Source organism: Lacipirellula limnantheis (assembly GCF_007746075.1).
GTDB lineage: Bacteria > Planctomycetota > Planctomycetia > Pirellulales > Lacipirellulaceae > Lacipirellula > Lacipirellula limnantheis.
In genome coordinates, this window is record NZ_CP036339.1 from 3,339,195 (window position 1) to 3,358,341 (window position 19,147).

Below are 19,147 nucleotides of genomic sequence, written 5' to 3' on the forward strand. Positions count from 1 at the left end.
CGGGACTTCGGACACAGCTTTAATATTGATCAAGTTCAAGCCTCGCTACTGACCTAACCTCATGCGAAGACCAATGAAGGAACATGTCCTCCAGGAAGGGCCATTGAACCCGCGTCCCGCAGAGAAACACGTTGGCTCGCCGGCCTACATTGTCGGCGTCGGGGCGTCGGCGGGGGGGCTTGAATCGCTCGAAAAGCTCTTCTCGCAAATGCCAGCTCAGTCGGGCATGACGTTCGTGGTGTTGCAGCACCTGTCTCCCGACTTCAAGAGCCTGACTGACGAGTTGCTCGCACGCCGGACTGGCATTCCGATTTATGCCGCCGAAGACGGAGCGGACATCCGCCCCGACGCGATTTACTTGCTGCCCCCAAAGAAGAACATGATCGTTAGCGGAGGAAAGCTCCTGCTGACGGATAAGGATCCGGCGCTTCTCTCGCTACCCATCGATCACTTCTTTCGGTCACTTGCCCAGGAGGCAGGTCCCCGGGCGATTGCAATCGTCCTCTCCGGCACGGGAAGCGACGGCTCACGCGGCATACGGGACGTCTATGACGCTGGCGGACTGGTGGTGGCTCAAGCGCCCGAGTCGGCGAAGTTCGACGGCATGCCCAACAGCGCTATCCAAAGCGGCACGGTCCATTTCACTCTGCCGCCGGAAGAAATCCCCGACGCCCTGATGCGCTATATCAACCACCCCCTCGCGAACGGCGACGCCCCGGCTCGCCCCGCCGAGCCTGTCACGGAAAGCGCGATGGAGACGGTGTTCCGCTTGCTGCGAGACTCCTACGAAATCGACTTTTCCTGTTACAAGCCTGAAACAATCGCTCGCCGGACCGATCGGCGACTGCAATTGAATCATTCGTTCAATCTAGACGACTACGTCGAACGCCTGTCGACGGACCCGGAGGAGTTGAACAAGCTCTATAAGGATCTACTGATCGGGGTCACGCGATTCTTCCGCGATCGAGAAGCCTTTGAGCGGCTCGAGACCGTCGTGCTGCCGGCCCTTCTTCAGAAACTACCAAGAAATGAAGAGCTGCGCCTTTGGGTTTCTGCATGTGCGACGGGGGAAGAGGTCTATTCGCTTGCAATTCTTGTTCAGGAGCAGTTCCACGCGCTCAGCCGGCCGGTTAACGCCAAAATCTTCGCCACCGACGTCCACCCCGCGTCGCTTGATTTCGCGAGCGCGGGCATCTATCGCAGCGCGGAACTGGCGGATGTTCACCCGGTGCGGCTAGCGCAGTTCTTCGTTCGACGGGAGGATGACCTTTATCAGGTCTCGAAAGACATTCGCCAGATGGTCGTCTTCGCCCGTCACAACGTGATTCGAGACGCCCCCTTCACCCGCATGGATCTGATCAGCTGCCGCAACCTGCTGATCTACTTCCAGCCTCTTGCCCAGAAGAAGGCGCTCACGCTGTTCCACTTCGGGCTCAAAGCCGGCGGCGTGCTGGTCCTTGGACCAAGCGAAACCCCCGGGGAGTTAAGCGACGAGTTCGAGACGCTAGACGGCCATTGGAAGTTCTACCGCAAGCGCCGGGACATACGGTTGCCGACGGACATTCGCCTGACCTCGGCCTCGTCCGCACCCATGCGGGCGGGAACGTCGCTGCTTCCCGGTCCGATCGCTCCGCTCGGGTTCGATGGTCAACTCATCGGTTCGTACGATGCATTGCTCGACGAGTACATGCCGCCGAGCGTGCTCGTTGGCGAGCGACGGGAAGTGCTCCATGCGTTCGGCGGGGCCGGCCGATTCCTGCAGCACGCGAATGGTCGTGTCACGACCGATTTGCTCGACATGGTAAGCGCCGAACTCCGCGTTGCCTTGACCGGAGCGCTCCAGCGTGTGTCTAAAGAGCACACGTCTGTCGTGTACCGCGGACTCCGCATTGCTCAGGAAAACGGAGAGACGTTCGTCAACCTGACGGTGAAACCGGTGCTGAACCGGCGAGCAGACGTGGTCCACGCGCTCGTCTGCCTCGACGCGGCGGACGCGACCCCGAGCGCCGCCCAGCCGCTCCAGGAAATCGACGGTCCGCTGGCATCGAGCGATCATCTGCTCTCCTTAGAGTCGGAGCTCCGCTACACCAAGGAGAATCTCCAAGCCACGATCGAGGAGCTTGAAACTAGCAATGAAGAATTGCAAGCCACCAACGAGGAGCTAGTCGCCGCGAACGAGGAACTTCAAAGCACCAACGAAGAATTGCACTCGGTCAATGAGGAGCTGTACACGGTCAATGCCGAGCACCAGAAGAAAATCGTCGAGTTGACGGAACTGACTGCCGACATGGATAACTTGCTGACGAGCACGGACGTTCACACCGTCTTCCTCGACGCCGACCTCCGCATCCGCAAGTTCACCCCCCAGATTGCAGACACGTTCAACCTGCTGCCGCAGGACGTTGGCCGCCGGATTGAGGGTTTCACTCACTCGATTGACCATCCAGGATTGCTCGACGAGATTCGAGAAGTACTCCGCACCGGCGACTCGCGACAACGTGAAGTGCGTGATCGAAAGGGCGGGTGGTTTCTCCTGCGCATCTTGCCGTATCGTGCTCATAACGGCGTCGATGGCGTCGTCTTAACGCTCATTGACGTCGGCGCCCTGAGGCACGCGGAGGACGAAGTCCGCCTGAAGGACCGGTACCTCGCGTCGATCTTGCGAAACTCCCCTAACTTCGTGTTCATCAAGGACCTCGAAAAGCGGTACGTTCTGGCGGACGACGCCTACCGGCGGGTGCTCGGCTGCGACCCCGTCGGCAAAACGGCCCATGACGTCTATCCCCGCGAAGTCGCGGACCGGATCACCGCGCAAGACGAACAGGTCCTTAGCGAGGGAGCCAGCGTCAAAACGGAGATCGACGTTCCGCTAGCGGACGGCGTGCATACGTTTCTGAGCATCCGTTTTCCCCTCCAGGACGAAAGCGGACGCATTATCGGCCTGAGCGGGGCCAAAATGGACATCACGCTTCTAAAGCGAGCCGAGCAGCAGTCTCGCGAAGCAGTTGAGCAGCGGGATCAGTTCCTGGCCATGCTCTCGCATGAATTGCGGAATCCACTGGCCGCCATGCTCAATGCGACCAGCGTCATCGATGCTCAAGAATTGCCGAAAGCCGCCGCCGAATGGTTCCATATTATCGAGCGTCGCGGCCGGCATATGGCTCGCCTGCTCGACGACCTCCTCGACGTCTCACGACTTACCCGGAACACGATCGAAATCAATCGGCGACCACTTGATTTGGGAGAGACGATTTCCGGGGTGCTCGAAGAGGCCCTGCCGCGGTTTGGCGAAAACCAAATAGAATTGACGGTGGTTCGCCCGGCCGCCCCGCTAATCGTTGCGGGCGACCCGAGCCGACTTCAGCAGATCCAAGTGAACCTCCTTTTGAACGCCGCCAAATACACTCCTGCAGGCGGACAGGTGTGGTACTCCATCTCGTGCGAAGCAAATCAAGCGGTCATCCGCGTGCGTGACACGGGTCGTGGCATTTCCCCCACGGCGCTGACGAGGGTATTTGATCTTTTTTTTCAAACCGATCACCCACTGGATCGCGGGGCGGGGGGAATTGGCGTCGGACTCACCCTAGTACGCGCTATCGTCGAACTGCACGGCGGACGTGTGGAAGCATTCAGCGAGGGCGCTGGCCTGGGAAGCGAGTTTGTCGTGCGACTGCCGTTGTGCAGCCAACCAGTCGGCCGAGATGAATCGAGCGATTCCCGCGAGCTTAATCAGCTCCCGGTCCCCGATTCTCCCTGCAGCATTCTCCTCGTGGAGGACGACGCCGACATTCGCGAGTCGATGCGAGCGTTGCTGGAAATGGACGGCCACCAGGTGTCGACTGCGGACACAGGCGCCGCGGCGCTTCGATTTCTCCAACAGGAGGCGCCCGACGTGATGCTGGTAGATATCGGCTTGCCGGAGATGGACGGCTACCAGTTAGCCCGAGCCGTTCGACAACTAGGGGGCGCTGATCAACCGCATCTGATAGCACTGACAGGCTATGGGCAGACGAAAGACCGCGAAGCGGCGCGGGAAGCCGGTTTCGATGATCATTTGACGAAACCATTACGGCCCGAAGAACTCTACCGGGCGCTCAAAGATGCTGCTTCCGGGCGTCCCTGCGCCGGGGAAGTGAATGGCGCAACGGCATAAACGTCGTCGCGCCGTGCATGGGATGAATTGCTCGCTCGGCGCACGGAAAAACTAGCCGATAAAGTGATCTTGACCCACTTCGGGCGATACGCTCCCTTTACTCCAAAGCTTTGAGCACGGTGGTTCGACCGCCATTCATCTCAGGGTAAGGAGACCCCGGCATGCTTGTACTGTCTCGACGGTCAGACGAGAAGATTGTTTTTCCTACGCTTGGGATGGAGCTCAGCATCCTGCGAGTCCAAGGGAATGTCGTTCGCGTCGGGATCGATGCCCCGCCTGAGATCCATATTTTACGCGGAGAGATTCCGGCAGACGCGCGCGGCGCAGCGGCCAGGACTGTACTGCCCCCCGGTCCTTTGTCACACGCCATGCGTAATCAGCTAAACAAGGTCACCTTGCGGCTGCACCTTCTCCAGAAACAACTCCAAGTCGGAAAAGTGGCTGAGGCGGACCGGACTCTGTCGGAAGCGATTGACGTGCTCGGCGGCCTCGATCGCGAGGCAACGCCCTCCGATGCGATCGCACGCCCCCCTCTAAAGGAATCAGCGCCGAAGTTCCGGGTCCTTGTCGTCGAAGATGACGCCAATGAACGCGAGCTCTTGGCTGGACTGCTGACGATGAACGGCTGCGAATGTATTACCGCGGCGGACGGACTGGCTGCGTTGGAGTTTCTGGGCGCCGGCGTTCGCCCGGACTTCGTCCTCTTGGACATGCGCATGCCCCGCTGCGACGGGCCGCAAACCCTGCGACGAATTCGCAATTCGGCTCGCTTCGAGAAGCTGAGGGTGTTCGCCATCAGCGGCACGTCCCCGTGTGATCTCAGCATCGATGCGGGCCCGCGAGGAGTAGACGCTTGGTTTGCCAAGCCCTTGAATCCCCGGTCGCTTTGGGACGCAATGGAACAGCATCGCAGCCAAGTCGCAGCGGCAAACTGAAGCCTGATTGTGACGACGGCCTGGAAGTCGCATTCACTGTCAATGTTCGACGTGTCCTGTTGCTGCCGCAAAGACAGTGTGCATTTAGGATTCAGTACCTGACGCCAAGTAAGATGGCGAGTTGAACCCTCGCTGTGGCGGCGCGCCGCTTAGCGACTTCCCGGATGAGACTGCCCTTCGCCTCTCCGCACCGGGATGCCGATGATCCCGACCGCCCTCCCGTGGCGAGCTGGTGCGGGTAGACTGGCCTCACGCAACAGACAACAGCACCCCCTATCCTTGCCACTGGCCTTCGACGGCCGCAAGGCTCAGGGGGAGCTTAACATGCGGCAGCGTCGTTGCGCGAGCGACCAAACTTCTTCGTTACTTCAATAATGAGAGCCGGCAGGATGGAAAGGACGCCGATCAAGGCCCATTCACCCAAGGTCGGGTAAGCTTCCACGCCGAATGCCTGGTGGCACGCCGGAATGAGGATCACGGCTAATTGCAGGATCGACGACGCGCCAGTCGCCGCCAGCAACGCACGGTTACTTGCGGCGCCGAGTTCAAAAAAAGTCTCTCGGTCGCTTCGGCACGTCAGCGCGTAGGCCAATTGGGCGAAGCCTAACACACAAAACGCCACAACCTGAGCCTCCGCCAGCTTCATCGGATCGTGCTGATAGACGAGGAAGAATCCTACGAGAGCTGAGACGGCCGTTAAACCTCCGTGCCATAGAATTCGAAAGGCGCGCCGTCTGCCGATTAACGGTTCATGCGTGCCTCGCGGCGGCTGCTCCATCAGCCCGCCGCCGGACTTCTCTGCGCCAAGCGCGAGTGCCGGCAGTCCGTCGGTAATCAAATTGAGCCACAACACCTGGATCGCGAGCAGAGGCGCAGGCCAGCTGAGCAGCGTCGCTGCAAACATGAACATCAGCTTGCCGGCGTTTCCGGCAAGCAAGTAGTGGACGAATCGCTGGATATTCGCATAGATCCGCCGCCCTTCCTCCACAGCGGCGACGATGGTGGCGAAATTGTCATTGAGCAAGATCATCGCAGACGCTTCCTTCGTCGCATCGGTCCCCGTGATGCCCATGGCAATGCCGATGTCGGCCGCCTTGACGGCGGGTGCGTCGTTGACGCCGTCGCCAGTCATGGCAACGACGTTCCCGCGCTTCTGGAGCGCATGAACAATTCTCAACTTGCTTTCCGGCGAGACGCGCGCATAGACGTCGATACGGGGCGCCTGCTCCAGCAGTTTCGCGTCTGGCCAAGAATCGATGTCCTGACCGATCGCAACTTCTCCTTGCTCGGACAAGATGCCGAGCGCACGCCCAATCGCTCGCGCGGTGGCAGGGTGATCACCGGTAATCATTACCGGTCGGATACCAGCGGCGTGACACTTACTGACTGCCTCTTGAGCCTCAGCGCGCGGCGGATCAATCATCCCCACGAGGCCCGCAAAGACGAGGTCGTCTTCCTTGGCGTCGCTGGCCCCGTTCGCTGGCCGGTAGGCCAGCGCTAAAACCCGCAGCGCGCGACCAGCCATCTCTTCGCAATAGCCCCGAATTCGCGACCGGTCCTCATCGCGCATGGGTGCAACGCCGCCTGCCCTCAGCTGTCGCGTCGTTGCCGCCAGGATCGATTCGGGCGCACCTTTGACGAGCAGCTCGTAGTTTGAGTTCAAGTCGATCGTCACGACGGACATCATCTTGCGCTCAGAGTCAAAAGGCGATTCATGAACGATACGCCGGCTCGAATCTCGAACGACGCCGACCTTTCGCGCAAGGACCACGAGCGCCGCCTCCGTGGGATCGCCGATCGCCTGCCAATGCGCCTCGTCCTCGGCACGTTCAACCGTGGCATTGTTGCACCACAGGCCGATAGACGCCGCCCGAGCAAGTTCTAGCGAGGTCGTTGTCGTCTGGTCACATCGGGCATCGCCATTCGTCTGACTTCGCCACTGGTCTTGGCCGCCCGCCTGACGAAGCACGTCGCCGTCGGGGGCGTATCCAACGCCCGTGACTTGCCAGGATTGGTCGGACGTGACGACTTCTTGGACCGTCATCTCGTTTCGAGTAAGAGTCCCTGTCTTGTCGCTGCAAATCGTCGTTACCGAACCAAGGGTCTCGACGCTCGCCAGCTTGCGAATCAGCGCCGAACGTTGAGCCAGCCTCTGCGCCCCAATCGCAAGCGTGATCGTCAGGACCGCCGGGAGTCCTTCAGGGACCGCGGCGACCGCCAGACTGACCGCAAGCTGAAGCGTATCGAGCCAAGACTGGCCGCGCAACAATTGGAGAGCCGCAATCACTCCAACTAAGATGATGCAGATGACGACTAAGTTCCGACCCAGACGGCTAATTCGCTCGACCAACAGAGGCGTGGGAGGTTTCTGGTCGCGAAGCATCCCCGCAACGCGGCCAAGCTCCGTCTGCATTCCAGTAGCGACGACCACGCCAGACGCTCTCCCTCTGGTCGCCAGCGAACCCAAATAGACCATGTTCCGCCGGTCGCCAAGGGGCGCTTTCAGACCAAGGACGAGCGTATGATCTTTTTCGACTGGCATTGACTCGCCTGTTAGCGCCGCTTCATGAGTCTCGAATTGATAGGATTTCAGCAACCGGATATCTGCGGGAATCGAGTCGCCAGCTTCAAGTTCAATCCGGTCGCCCGGCACCAATTCACGTGAGGGAACGCGGCGAGTCTCTCCCAACCTGACGACGCGAGCCATGGGCGCCGCGAGGTTACGCAGCGCTGCCAGCGCACGCTCTGATTTAAAGTGCTGATATAAGCCTAAGGCCGCATTCAGCGCAATAATCAGCAGAATCGCCGTGGCGTCGAGCCATTCTCCCAGCGCCGCCGCGATCACGCCGGCGACGAGCAGAAGAATGACGACGATTTCGCGAAGCTGCCCGAGGACTAAATTCCACCAGGGCGTCGTAGGCTCCGAGGCTAACTCGTTGGCGCCAAATCGGGCGGTCTGCCGTAAAACTTGCTGTTCATTGAGGCCTTGCTCGGCGTCCGTTTCGAGGAGCCGGACGGCGGCGTTGACGTCGACGGCATGCCACGGATCCGCTGACTTGTCGGCCCCGGGCTCCGACGGCGGCAATTCGCCGTCCGGCATTTCCAGTTGTTTGACGGACGGATGGCTGATGCGCGCCTTCCTTGCCCAGGACACTTCTGTCGCCACGTGATTCCCCTAATACAACGCCTATCAGTGGCCGAGCCCGCGCACCGTACGGTGCGCAGCTAGGCTCGGTTAACCAAAATCAAACAACTCACTTAAAAACGATCCCCGTTTCTTGGGGGGCGGCTGCTGGCGGTTTGAGCCCTGATAGCGACTCTGGCCGCGCGGAGACGCGTCCGACTCGTCGTCATAGGACGCTCGCGCGCCAGACCTAGCGTTGGGGAGCATGGGCGAGGCCTGCTCGATCATCTTGTCAAGCTCGCCGCGGTCGAGCCACACGCCGCGACAGGCGGGGCAGTAATCGATTTCGATGCCTTGCCGTTCCGCTATACGCAGTTCGGCATGACAAAGCGGGCATTTCATCATGGTCCTCCAAATGTTGAGTAAGTCAGCAATACGATTCGTCGCTCACGTTGCGGCGAGGTTCACCCAAACGCGGTTCCTCCAAAGGGCATTCGATCTCGAACAAATCGGTCCCGCTCCAGCCGACGACTGACCAGACGGTCGAGACGGCCAGAGATTCGATCCAGGAGAACCGGCAGGCTGCTGTCGCGGTCTTCCAGAACGATTTGCCCCATTCCTTTCAGGCTGGTGACCACGCGGCAGCGCTTATCAATTCCGCCCCGGTCGCCATTGACGTCACTGAGCGTGACGGTCACGCGCGTTACCTTTGACATAAAGCGTCCCAGGGCGAATCCCAGCCGCCGCTCCAAGTAAGCTCTCCCGTCTGGATTCAGAATTACCCCCCGGCAATGTAGGCTGATCTTCATTGTCTTCTCTCGGTGTGAGGATCGTATCCAAGCCCGAGCATCGCGCTCTGGCTATGGTTACAATACGGCTTTTCCACAAGCAGCGGGCATCGGAACCACGCCACTCAATCATCGAAAGCGCCGATGGAATGACACTCGACCAACTGAATTTCGACTGCCTGTACACCTTTTGGATGGTTGCCCGCGAGGGGAGCATCGCTCGGGCTTGTCCAAAGTTGTTTCTTGCGCAGCCGACGGTAAGCGGGCAACTACGCGCGCTCGAGAAGACGCTCGGACACAAGCTCTTCACGCGGGCGGGACGCGGACTAGCGCTGACCGACACCGGCCATTTCGTCTTCCGACACGCAGACGAGATTTTCAGCCTTGGGCAAGAATTGCTGAGAGGCGTCGGCGGTCAGCCCCGCGAATTGCCGTTACGACTGATCGTGGGAATCGCCGATGTTCTGCCCAAGTCAGTGACGTACCGACTGCTGAAGCCGGCGCTGGCGTTTGATAAGGTTCGCGTGGTGTGCCGGGAAGGCAAAACGGACCAGCTGCTCGCCGAACTGGCGCTCCATCGTTTGGACCTCGTGCTTTCCGATGCTCCGCTTCACCCTTCGCTCAGCATCCAAGCTTTTAGCCATTTATTGGGAGAAAGTACGATTACGATCGTAGGCGTCGAGTCGCTTGCACAGAAGTTTCGCAAGAACTTTCCCGCATCATTAGACCAAGCTCCGTTCTACCTTCCCACCGAGAACACGGTGTTGCGAAGATCAATGGATGGATGGTTCGACGCCAATGGAATTCGCCCGCTAGTCCTTGCTGAGTTCGAGGACAGCGCATTAATGAAGTCGTTTGGGCGAGAAGGTCACGCTCTGATGGCGATTCCTTCAGTTGTCGAACGGGACGTGCAGCTTCAGTACCAGTTGCAGGCAGTTGGCCGGATCGAGGCTATCCGTGAAAAGTTTTTCGCCATCTCCGCGGAACGCCGAATTCAGCATCCCGGCGTTTTGGCCGTCTCAGCGGAAGCTCGCAAGCTTCTGGCGAAGTAGCGGCCGGCAATGCGATCTCAATGATCGCTTGTCATCGAACGCGATGACATCGCGGGCTTCGCGAATAGCTGCGAGTTCGCAAGCCGTCGGCTGGCGCGTCTAGCCGGGCCGTCCGCCTCTCGCGCGTCGATAATCCGCTCGAAGAGCCGGTGGATCATCGGCTTCACAAGAACCCATGAATCTTCGCGTTCGCTCGGCGCCGACAGCGGCGAAGAGGAGAACTCTTGATTCTTCTGGCGGCCGGTTCTATACTCGCGGCCTCGTCTTCAAATTCGGGGAATTCCTCGCCATTGGTGAATTGATTCGATTGAGCCTCGCCCTCAGGCGGAGACGCTGTAGGAGTTCGTTAGTCCTCGTCTTGGATTCAATGAAGTCTTTCGCGAGAGTCTTCCGCCATGATCGATTCCGCCCGCGTCGCACGGCGAGCGTTCACTCTCGTCGAGTTGCTCGTCGTCATTGCGATTATCGGGGTGTTGGTGGCGCTGTTGCTCCCTGCGGTGCAAGCGGCGCGGGAGGCGGCGCGGCGCACCGAGTGCGTCAATAAGCTTCGGCAATGGGGCCTTGCCCTTCAGAATCACCACGACTCCAAGGGCTACTTTCCCCAGGGGACGATTTCCGTGGGCGGCACCGGCGTTAACGCCGACCTCGACCGGCGCACGTTCGTCTTGCTGGTCTGGCCGTTCTTGGAACAGACCGCGCTTTTCGCTTCTTATGATTTCAAGTTCCCGTTCTGGCACGAGATTAATCGCGACGAGATGCTCGCGAGCCTTGCGATGTACTATTGCCCTTCGGATCGCGGCAACGGCCGATGGCATGGCGACGCGTATCACCGGGCTCGGGGCAACTATGTGGTTTGCTTTGGCAACGGCAGCTTTCGCGGCTCGGGAGGGAGCCATCCGAAATTCATGCGGGCGCCGTTTGCGGATTACCCCGACAAATCCAAGGGTGTGCCGATGAAGGCGTTCGTCGACGGGCTTTCCAATACGATGTTGATGTCGGAAGTCATCATGGCGGCCAACGACGCCGACTTCGACGCGCGCGGCGATATTCTCAACAACCACGGCGGTCATTCTCAGTACATGACGGTGAATACGCCGAACAACGGCGTCGATCGCTGTTTTTGCAACTCTCGGGAGCAGACTCCCGGCGCCCCCTGCATCAACACCCAGTCGGATATTTCGGTGAGCGCCCGAAGTATGCACCCCGAAGGCGTCCACGTCCTGATGGGCGACGCTAGTGCGAAATTCGAGAACAACAGCGTTGAACTGCTCGTCTGGCAAAAACAAGGGTCGCTGGAGGACGCGCCCGTCGCGGGCGGAACCCTTGATTAAGGATCCGCACCTGACGGATTGCCGGCAAACCGGCCGGCGCCGGCATTCGGATTGTCGCCGGGGGCATGTGAACTTTCGCTGCGGAGCCTCGCCTTCCCGATGATGAGTCGCCGGACGCTGATGAACGCCATCTTCCATCGTCGCAAGCTCGCACGCGGACTGATTCCTCTCGGCATCGTTCTGGTCTTCGCCGGTTGCGCGGACGACCGTCCGCCGCGGCTGAGCGGCGTTGTCGCTGTCAACGGTGCCGCGGTCGACCAGGGCGAGATCCGCGTGATTCGGCTTGATGGCGCCGGCTCCCCGGTGGTCGCAGTCATAACTTCGGGCCGGTACGAGATGGAGGTTCGTCCCGGCGCCATGAGGGTCGAGATTCAAGCTTACCGCCCGGCGGCGAAGTCGCCCGTCGATCCGGCGATGCCCGGCGCAGCGACCGCGGGGACGCTCGAGCCTTACCTCCCGGAAAAGTACAATCGCAATAGCAACCTGACCATCGAGGTCGCCGGCGACATGGAAAAGGACTTCGACCTGACCGTGCCGTGACGGAATTCAGCAACGGCCTTCGCGGGTCATTCCCGTTAAGACCTGGTCACGTCGCCGAATTGTCCGGCAGCCCTGACGGGAAAGAGAAGGGAAATCAGCAAGGGCCAAAGACATCCTCTTGTTTTGAAGTCGATCATTTGCGACTTGAAAGCGCTCAACTAATCCCGTTCGGATCTGAACCATCGTCATAAGATCATTCATGCCCCGGCGCCTCAATTCGTCGGTTATGGCGGTGCTCTTCGCCGCCGCGGCGGCAGTTGATGACATCGTCATCGCCGATTTTGAGAAAGATAACTACGACCGGTACGAAGTGAAGTATTTGGGTGTGCACTTCCTGGCTGTGGTGGCTAATGAAATCGGCGTCGAAGACGCCTCCCGCAGACGATTTGCGGGGCGCAGCTGAGACGCAAGCTAAGGATTTGCGATGAGATGCGCAGGCGATGAACGCTTCTGCGCGTGCTGCGCGATTTGGTTGAAGCATTGCGAGTCTCTCAACGCGATCGACTTGACGGTCGCTGGAAGCGACGTGCATAATTTGCGCCATTCGTGGCGTTTAAGATCAATGATCCAGCGGTCGGCGGCGATGGTAGGCGACTGGCGCCTGATCGCGGCGGCGGCCCAACGTGGCGGCATCGCGTTTTATGCTCAGCATGCGTAACTTGTGGACCAAACTTCGTGCGGGCCGTGACGCTCGTCCAGGGCAGCGGCCGTCGTCTTACTTGCCGGCGATTGAAGCACTAGAAGACCGCCGTATGTTGGCGGTGACGGCTTCGTTCTCGGCAGCTTCGGGCGTGCTGAACGTCTACGGCGATAGCGGCGACAATACGATCGAGGTGAGCCGTAACGCCTCGGGGGCGATTCTCGTCAACGGCGGAGCGGTGGCGATCGTCGGCGGCGTGCCCACGGTCGCGAATACCGCGCTGATGAATCTGTTCGGACTCAGCGGGAACGACGCGCTCACGCTTAACGAAGCGAACGGCGCGTTGCCGAAGGCGAATCTTTACGGCGGCGGCGGGCAAGATGTGATCACGGGCGGTTCGGGCAACGACTTGGCGTTCGGGCAAGCGGGGAACGACACGATCCTTGGCCGCGGCGGCTTCGACATGCTCTTCGGCGGCTCGAACGACGATACCCTTACGGGCGGGGACGCCGACGATCAGGCCTTTGGCCAGAGCGACAGCGATCGCATGATCTGGAATCCGGGGGACGACGCCGATCTTAATGAAGGAGGACTCGGCGCCGACACGGTCGAGGTGAACGGCGGCAACGGCGACGAAGTCTTCACGACGACCGCCAACGGCACTCGGGTCCGCTTTGATCGTCTCAATCCGGCGCCGTTCTCAATCGACATCGGCACGAGCGAGAGCCTGCTCGTCAACGCGAACGGCGGCAACGATCAATTCTCAGCGACCGGCAACTTGGCGGCGCTCATCGCGATTACCGTCGACGGGGGCGCCGGCGACGATACGTTGCTGGGGAGCAACGGCGTCGATTTGCTCATTGGCGGCGACAACAACGACTTCATCGATGGGCAGCAAGGGAATGACGTGATCTTGGCCGGCGCGGGCGATGACGACGTTCAATGGGATCCGGGCGACGGCAGCGACACGGTCGAGGGGCAGGCGGGAACCGATGAGTTGCTCTTCAACGGCAGCGGCGGAAGCGAGATTATTGAACTGGCGGCGAACGGAGGGAGGACGCGGCTGACGCGAAATTTGGGAAACGTCGTCGTGGATTTGGACGACGTCGAGCGGATCAGCGTCAACGCGCTGGGGAGCACTGATACCCTGATCGTCAACAACTTAGCGGGGACGGACGTGTCGATCGTCAATCTCCTCTTAGCCGGGACGCTCGGCGGCGCCTTGGGCGACGCCGCCGCGGACAATGTGATCGTCAATGGCACGGCGGGCGATGATGTCATCTTGGTCGCGGGAAATGCTTCCGGCGTGACGGTGAGCGGTCTCGCGGCGACAGTCAATATCTTCACAGCGGAACCGGCGAACGATCGTCTGACCGTGAACGGACTCGGCGACCAAGACGTGATCGAGGCAACGGGGCTCGCGGCGACGGGAATCGCGCTTACGGCGGACGGCGGCGATGGCGACGATATTCTGCAGGGAGGCGAGGGCTCTGACACGCTGCTCGGCGGCATCGGCGACGACGTGCTGATTGGCAATGGGGGACTCGACGTTCTGGACGGCGGGACCGGCGACAACGTCCTGATTCAGTAGTGATCCCGGGGTTTGGTTGCGAACCGTCGCGTCAGCGAAGATTTCTCGAGTGTGGTTATGATTCGCGCTGATTCCATCATTCGCCGAACGATCTTGGCAACGCTTTGGCTTGCCCTATGCTCCGTCGGAGCGGCGCAGTTGCACGCCGCGTCGCTCCAGACGCTGTTCGGCGGCTCGTTGCTCACGGTCGGGAACTGCCGCTTCGACAACTGGCAACTGCTCTCGGGCAGCAACACGACCGGCGCGACGCTTGATTACTCGCTAATGTCGATGAACATCCTCGCAAGCGACATGTCGAACCCGGGATTGCAATTCGCCTCCGGCGGGCAACTCGTCGTCGCGGGCGTTAACGCGATTGATCTCTCGTTTCGCTTTCAGGTTCATGCCGTTGGCGCCGTGAATTCGTTCGCGGCCCACTCGCTGAACATGACTGGCGTCAGCTTTTCCGGTCCGGGGGGCATCGCGTACATTTCGCAGGAAGTGACGACGATGGGCGGCGTCGATCTCGGGCCGGCGCTCGCGCTCGCCGACAACGTCGCCGACGTCTTCGAGTTCAACGATAGCCAGACAATCTCGCCGCATCTTAATTTGACAGTCACGATGAACGTCTTCCTAACTGGGTTGGAAGGCGCCGACGTGATCGACCTCAACGCATTCACGCAACGCTTTGCTCAAACCGGGCCTACGTCGCTCGCCGGCGACTTCAACAACGACAAGACGGTCGACGGAGCCGATTTTCTGCGCTGGCAGCGCGGGCAATCGCCGACGCCGCTCAGCCAGGCGGATCTGAATGTCTGGCGCGCCAACGTCGGCCAGACGCTGTTCGCCGTCTCGGCGCTCTTGCCAGTACCTGAGCCGTCGACGGCCCTCCTCTTGACGTTGGGCGCCGTTGTGGCGCGTCGACGCGGTTGACGCGCCGGGCGATCAAACGGGGGTGCGACACGCAGTTGGCCGAGTGCCCGCTCGCCAATCCCCCTGGCCGAGGCTTCAATTACTGGCCGTGAAACGCCTCCTTCAATTCGAGCGGATCGTCGAATTCTCGCTGCAAGGCGATCAAGCGATCCAATAGCTGCGACCTCCGCGCGGCGTGTTTGGGGTCGCTTGCTAGGTCCTCCGTCTCCTGCGGATCGGCGGCCACGTGATACAGCCGCGCGACCCGAGCCTTGGGATACACGATCAGCTTCCAGCCGTCGACGGTCACGGAGCGCTGCAGGTCGACATAGGCGCCGTAGATTGCCGGATAGCTGCTCTGGGTTTGTTTTCCGCCCATCAGCGGCAGTAGGCTTCGAAACTCGACGTGCGGGGGCTGCTTCACGCCGGCCAGCTCCAGCGTCGTCGGCATCACGTCTTGCAAGTAAATCGGCGTTGCGAGCTTTCGGCCGGCGGCCACGCCCGGTCCTGCGACGATGAACGGCGCCCGGACGCTGTGATCGTAGAGGTTCTGCTTGCCGAACAGACCGTGATGCCCGACCGCCAGCCCGTGATCCGCCGAGAAGAAAACCCAAGTGTTTTCGGCCATACCGCTCTGATCGAGCTGATCGAGGATCCGGCCAATCTGCGCGTCGAGGTGGGTGATCAGCGCGTAGTACTCGCGACGGTGCGTCTTGACGGCGTGTTCGGTGCGAGGAAATGGGGCGAGCTTCTCGTCGCGCAGGTCAGGCCCGCAGCCCATGGCGTCTTTGTACGGATACTCTGGGCGATAATTCGCCGGAACCTGAATCCGATCGAGCGGGTACTTTTCGAGAAACTCCCGCGGCGATTGCCGTGGGTCGTGGGGAGCGTTGAAGGCGACGTAGAGGAAGAACGGGTTGCCGCGCTGCTTGGCCAACTGAAGATAGTCGATGGCGTCGTTGGCGCCGACCTCGCTCCAGTGGCTGCCCCCCTCCCAAAAGCCGCCCAGCGATTTGTCCGTGGGCGACCAGGGATCTGGCTGGTTCGGAAGCGGTCGGTTGTACGCGATGGCGAGATCCACTGGTCCCGGCATCCCGGGGCGAACGTGCCGCGTGAAATCGAAGGCCAGCTCCGGCTTCGCTTGGATGTGCCATTTGCCGGTCATATACGTGTCGTAGCCGGCCCTCTTCAACAGCTGTGGCCAGAGCCGGCCGGCCTCGCGCTCTTGGTCCATGGTGTTGTATATGGCGTTGGACCGCCATACGCTGCGGCCCGAGATGAGCATCGCGCGGCTGGCAACGCACACCGCGCCGCTGAACGAACCCATGTTGTAGGCGTGCGTAAACGTGGTGCCGCGGCTGGCCAGACGATCGAGATTCGGCGTCTCGATATCCGTATGGCCGAGGTAGCCCAGCGCCTCGTAGCTAAAGTCGTCGGCAAACAGGAACAAGACATTCGGCCGGCTGTTTTCTTGTGCAGCCGTCGGGCTAGCCGCCAGTAGGCAGCTTGCGATAGTTGCCAGGCCGATCGCGAGACTGTAGTTCATCCGACATTTCCCAGATGGGTTGTGCCTGGAACCGTTCCAGGCTCGGTCTGGCCACGATTGTAGCAGCGCGCGCTCCCCCGCCGTCTTTCCCCCCAATAAGTGTTTCGCCATTTCGTTCACCCGCGGCTCCGATGTCAGAGTTCCAAGGACCGGCGCCGCGCCCCAGAAGGCGCACTTCGGCACTTCGGCGCCCGTAGCGCGGACTGCGCCCTTCGAGACCCGCCTGTTCTATGTGTCACAGCGGCGGCCTGGTGCCCTAATGGCGAGCCGTTGGTGATCGTGAACGAGCCGCGCGCCAATAACGATCTGCACTCCGTGCAAAGCAGACAAGCCGGCTACCTGAACAGCTGCTGAGAATGGGGGAAGCGGGTTCAGGGCACTCCCAAATGCGGCTGGCTGGACGACGCGTTCTGACAGCCGGAATGGCGGCTACGTCTCATTCCGAGATATGGCACGACTTCTCGGCACGGTTGCGACGTGCCGTCAAACGTATCGGTTCTTCAGAATGGAGACGGCGCCCTTGCCCGCGCTCTCCATCCTGGTTCGTCCATAGTCCACGTCATCCAGCAAGCTGACCACGACATTCGGCGGCCCTACGGGCGGCACGCGCAGTTTGGGCCAGGCAGCTTCGGAATTCTTGTAGGTCTTGCCAATCTTGCCTTCAAAAGCTGGCGCTGGGAGCGGGATGATGGTGCGGTCGGGTTCCGCGGCTTCGCACGAGAGCGCACTGACAACAGCAAAAAGCAACCGTATGAAAAGTTCCAGGTCCTTGGTTTCCAAAGAAAAAGGCCGCCGCCCTCACGGACGGCGGCCAAAATGAATCCAATTGTCAGCGACCGCTCATGGTGGCTTCGATCTTCTTCTGGATTCCTTGCAGGTTGAAGGACCCAGGAGTTTGGCTAGGCGGATACTCCTTCATGGTCATGAGGAACTGTCCGGCGACCCGCTGCATCGGTGCGAGGATGAAGACCCGATCGAGGAACCAGTCGTTGTAGGTGTTCGAGTTGTGCTGCGCTTTTTCGTACGGGTCGCGGCGGAGGTTGAAGAGCAAGGGCACGCGAAGCTCGGTGAAGGGCTCACGCCAGACTTCGAATGCTTGGCCCCGGTTTTCGAGGAAGACGGCTTTCCAATCCTGATAGCGCATGGCGACGATCTGGCCGTCGTCATTGACGTACATGAACTCTTTCCGCGGCGACTCCTTGGTCTTGCCGCTGATGTAATCCAGCTGGTTGGCGCCATCAATATAGTTCTTGTAGTTGCGGCCATTGAGTTGAACGCCTTTTTTCAACTGCTCAACGATGTCCGCATTGCCAGCGGCGGCGGCAAACGTGGGCAACCAGTCTTCATGAGAGACGATGCCGTTGCGAACCTTTCCGGCAGGGAAGTGACCAGGCCACTTAACGAAGCAGGGCACCCGGTAGGCGCCCTCCCAGTTTGAATTTTTCTCGCTGCGGAAAGGAGTGGTTCCGGCATCGGGCCACGTGTTGTAGTGCGGGCCGTTGTCGGTCGAATACTGGACGATGGTGTTGTCCGCGATGCCGAGGTCATCGAGCAGCTTGAGGAGTTCGCCGACCTGAATGTCATGCTCGATCATGCCGTCGGTGTATTCGTCGTTGCCTTTGTGGCGGTTCTCGGCTTTGACATGGGTGCGGAAGTGCATCCGGGTGCCGTTCCACCAGCAGAAGAACGGCTTACCGGCCTTGGTTTGGCGGGTGATGAACTCCTTGGCGGCGGCGAGGGTTTCCTCATCAATGGTCTCCATCCGCTTCTTTGTAAGCGGGCCGGTATCCTCGATGGTCTGCCCCCCCTTGCCGTCAGCTTTGCAGCGGAGCACGCCGCGGGGGCCGAAGACCTGCTTGAAGGACCTACCGCCGGGCAGTTGCATGTCGCCAGGATAGTCTTCGTTTTCAGGCTCTTCCTCGGCGTTGAGGTGATAGAGATTGCCGAGGAACTCGTCGAAGCCATGCATGGTGGGCAGGTGTTCGTCGCGGTCGCCTTGGTGGTTCTTGCCGAACTGGCCAGTCGCGTAGCCAAGACTCTTCATGACGGTGGCCATCGTGACGTCCGTTTTTTGCCAACCTTCAGGCGCGCCGGGAATGCCGACCTTAGTCATGCCAGTGCGGACCGGGACGGCGCCGCTGATGAAGGCAGCTCGTCCGGCGGTGCAGGACTGCTGGCCGTAATAATCTGTGAAGAAAACGCCCTCGTGGGCGATGCGGTCGATGTTGGGGGTTTGGTAGCCCATCATGCCGCGGTTGTGGTAGCTGATGTTCTCGGTGCCGATGTCGTCACCCCAGATGACCAGGATGTTTGGCTTGTCGGCAGCGTATGCTGCCGTAGCGGCGAGGATGGCGAACAATGCGGCAAGTAGAGTCGTTCGACGTCTGATGGTGTTCGATGCGACCATGAAGTGACTCCTTGTCTTGGATGAGAAAATGACGCTTCAGTATGGTTCGCCGAAATGCCCAGGTAAAGCCGCATGAGATTGCTGTTGGGCTGAATCAGAATTCGTTGGATTGAAGGCACTCGGCGTCGCAACATGACGTCACGCAGCTA

14 protein-coding genes and 1 pseudogene are annotated in these 19,147 nt (G+C 60.4%); 9 read left to right on the top strand and 6 right to left on the bottom strand.

The genetic code is table 11. The features are described 5' to 3' along the window. Nucleotides 1-73 precede the first annotated feature (73 nt). The 3 genes and pseudogenes from I41_RS12905 to I41_RS12910 all read left to right on the top strand — a co-directional run bounded on the left by I41_RS12905 (nucleotide 74) and on the right by I41_RS12910 (nucleotide 5,088). Nucleotides 74-4,153 (top strand): chemotaxis protein CheB, encoded by a 4,080-nt coding sequence (locus tag I41_RS12905; protein ID WP_168206880.1) that lies wholly within the window; start codon nucleotides 74-76, stop codon nucleotides 4,151-4,153. Between the two features lie 161 nt (nucleotides 4,154-4,314). Further along, nucleotides 4,315-4,446: pseudogene (locus I41_RS28280) on the top strand (carbon storage regulator); the annotation flags it as partial. A 75-nt stretch (nucleotides 4,447-4,521) separates the two neighbouring features. Continuing rightward, nucleotides 4,522-5,088: a response regulator gene (locus I41_RS12910; RefSeq protein ID WP_246133876.1), complete on the top strand. Its 567-nt coding sequence runs from the start codon at nucleotides 4,522-4,524 to the stop codon at nucleotides 5,086-5,088. A 319-nt stretch (nucleotides 5,089-5,407) separates the two neighbouring features. Here the strand turns inward: I41_RS12910 and I41_RS12915 are convergent, their stop codons facing one another. The 3 genes from I41_RS12915 to I41_RS12925 all read right to left on the bottom strand — a co-directional run bounded on the left by I41_RS12915 (nucleotide 5,408) and on the right by I41_RS12925 (nucleotide 8,910). After that, a complete protein-coding gene (locus I41_RS12915; protein WP_145433085.1) occupies nucleotides 5,408-8,254 on the bottom strand; it encodes a cation-translocating P-type ATPase in 2,847 nt (948 codons plus the stop codon). Between the two features lie 69 nt (nucleotides 8,255-8,323). After that, entirely contained in the window at nucleotides 8,324-8,614 is a 291-nt protein-coding gene (locus I41_RS12920; RefSeq protein WP_145433086.1) for a TFIIB-type zinc ribbon-containing protein, read from the bottom strand. Nucleotides 8,615-8,676: 62 nt separating this feature from the next. Continuing rightward, nucleotides 8,677-8,910, bottom strand: coding sequence for a hypothetical protein (locus I41_RS12925; RefSeq protein WP_145433087.1), 234 nt, complete (start codon nucleotides 8,908-8,910; stop codon nucleotides 8,677-8,679). A gap of 239 nt (nucleotides 8,911-9,149) precedes the next feature. Between I41_RS12925 and nhaR the strand changes: the two genes are divergently transcribed. From nhaR to I41_RS12955, 6 genes are all read left to right on the top strand, one after another. Next, nucleotides 9,150-10,052 carry a transcriptional activator NhaR gene (gene nhaR, locus I41_RS12930; protein ID WP_145433088.1) on the top strand — a complete coding sequence of 301 codons (903 nt, stop codon included), beginning with the start codon at nucleotides 9,150-9,152 and terminating at the stop codon, nucleotides 10,050-10,052. A 395-nt stretch (nucleotides 10,053-10,447) separates the two neighbouring features. Then, entirely contained in the window at nucleotides 10,448-11,383 is a 936-nt protein-coding gene (locus I41_RS12935) for a DUF1559 domain-containing protein (protein ID WP_145436342.1), read from the top strand. A 102-nt stretch (nucleotides 11,384-11,485) separates the two neighbouring features. Next, nucleotides 11,486-11,923: a hypothetical protein gene (locus I41_RS12940; RefSeq protein WP_145433089.1), complete on the top strand. Its 438-nt coding sequence runs from the start codon at nucleotides 11,486-11,488 to the stop codon at nucleotides 11,921-11,923. 199 nt (nucleotides 11,924-12,122) lie between these two features. Next, entirely contained in the window at nucleotides 12,123-12,326 is a 204-nt protein-coding gene (locus I41_RS12945; RefSeq protein ID WP_145433090.1) for a hypothetical protein, read from the top strand. A 247-nt stretch (nucleotides 12,327-12,573) separates the two neighbouring features. Further along, complete coding sequence (locus I41_RS12950) at nucleotides 12,574-14,154, top strand: beta strand repeat-containing protein (RefSeq protein WP_210421189.1); 1,581 nt, start codon at nucleotides 12,574-12,576, stop codon at nucleotides 14,152-14,154. Nucleotides 14,155-14,211: 57 nt separating this feature from the next. After that, on the top strand, nucleotides 14,212-15,066 hold the full coding sequence (locus I41_RS12955) for a PEP-CTERM sorting domain-containing protein (protein ID WP_145433092.1): 855 nt from the start codon (nucleotides 14,212-14,214) through the stop codon (nucleotides 15,064-15,066). Nucleotides 15,067-15,145: 79 nt separating this feature from the next. Here I41_RS12955 and I41_RS12960 read toward each other — a convergent pair whose 3' ends face one another. The 3 genes from I41_RS12960 to I41_RS12970 form a co-directional block, all read right to left on the bottom strand. Next, nucleotides 15,146-16,591: a sulfatase-like hydrolase/transferase gene (locus tag I41_RS12960; RefSeq protein ID WP_145433093.1), complete on the bottom strand. Its 1,446-nt coding sequence runs from the start codon at nucleotides 16,589-16,591 to the stop codon at nucleotides 15,146-15,148. Nucleotides 16,592-17,074: 483 nt separating this feature from the next. Continuing rightward, complete coding sequence (locus tag I41_RS12965; protein WP_145433094.1) at nucleotides 17,075-17,371, bottom strand: hypothetical protein; 297 nt, start codon at nucleotides 17,369-17,371, stop codon at nucleotides 17,075-17,077. A gap of 49 nt (nucleotides 17,372-17,420) precedes the next feature. After that, on the bottom strand, nucleotides 17,421-18,998 hold the full coding sequence (locus I41_RS12970; RefSeq protein ID WP_145433095.1) for an arylsulfatase: 1,578 nt from the start codon (nucleotides 18,996-18,998) through the stop codon (nucleotides 17,421-17,423). Nucleotides 18,999-19,147: the final 149 nt, after the last annotated feature.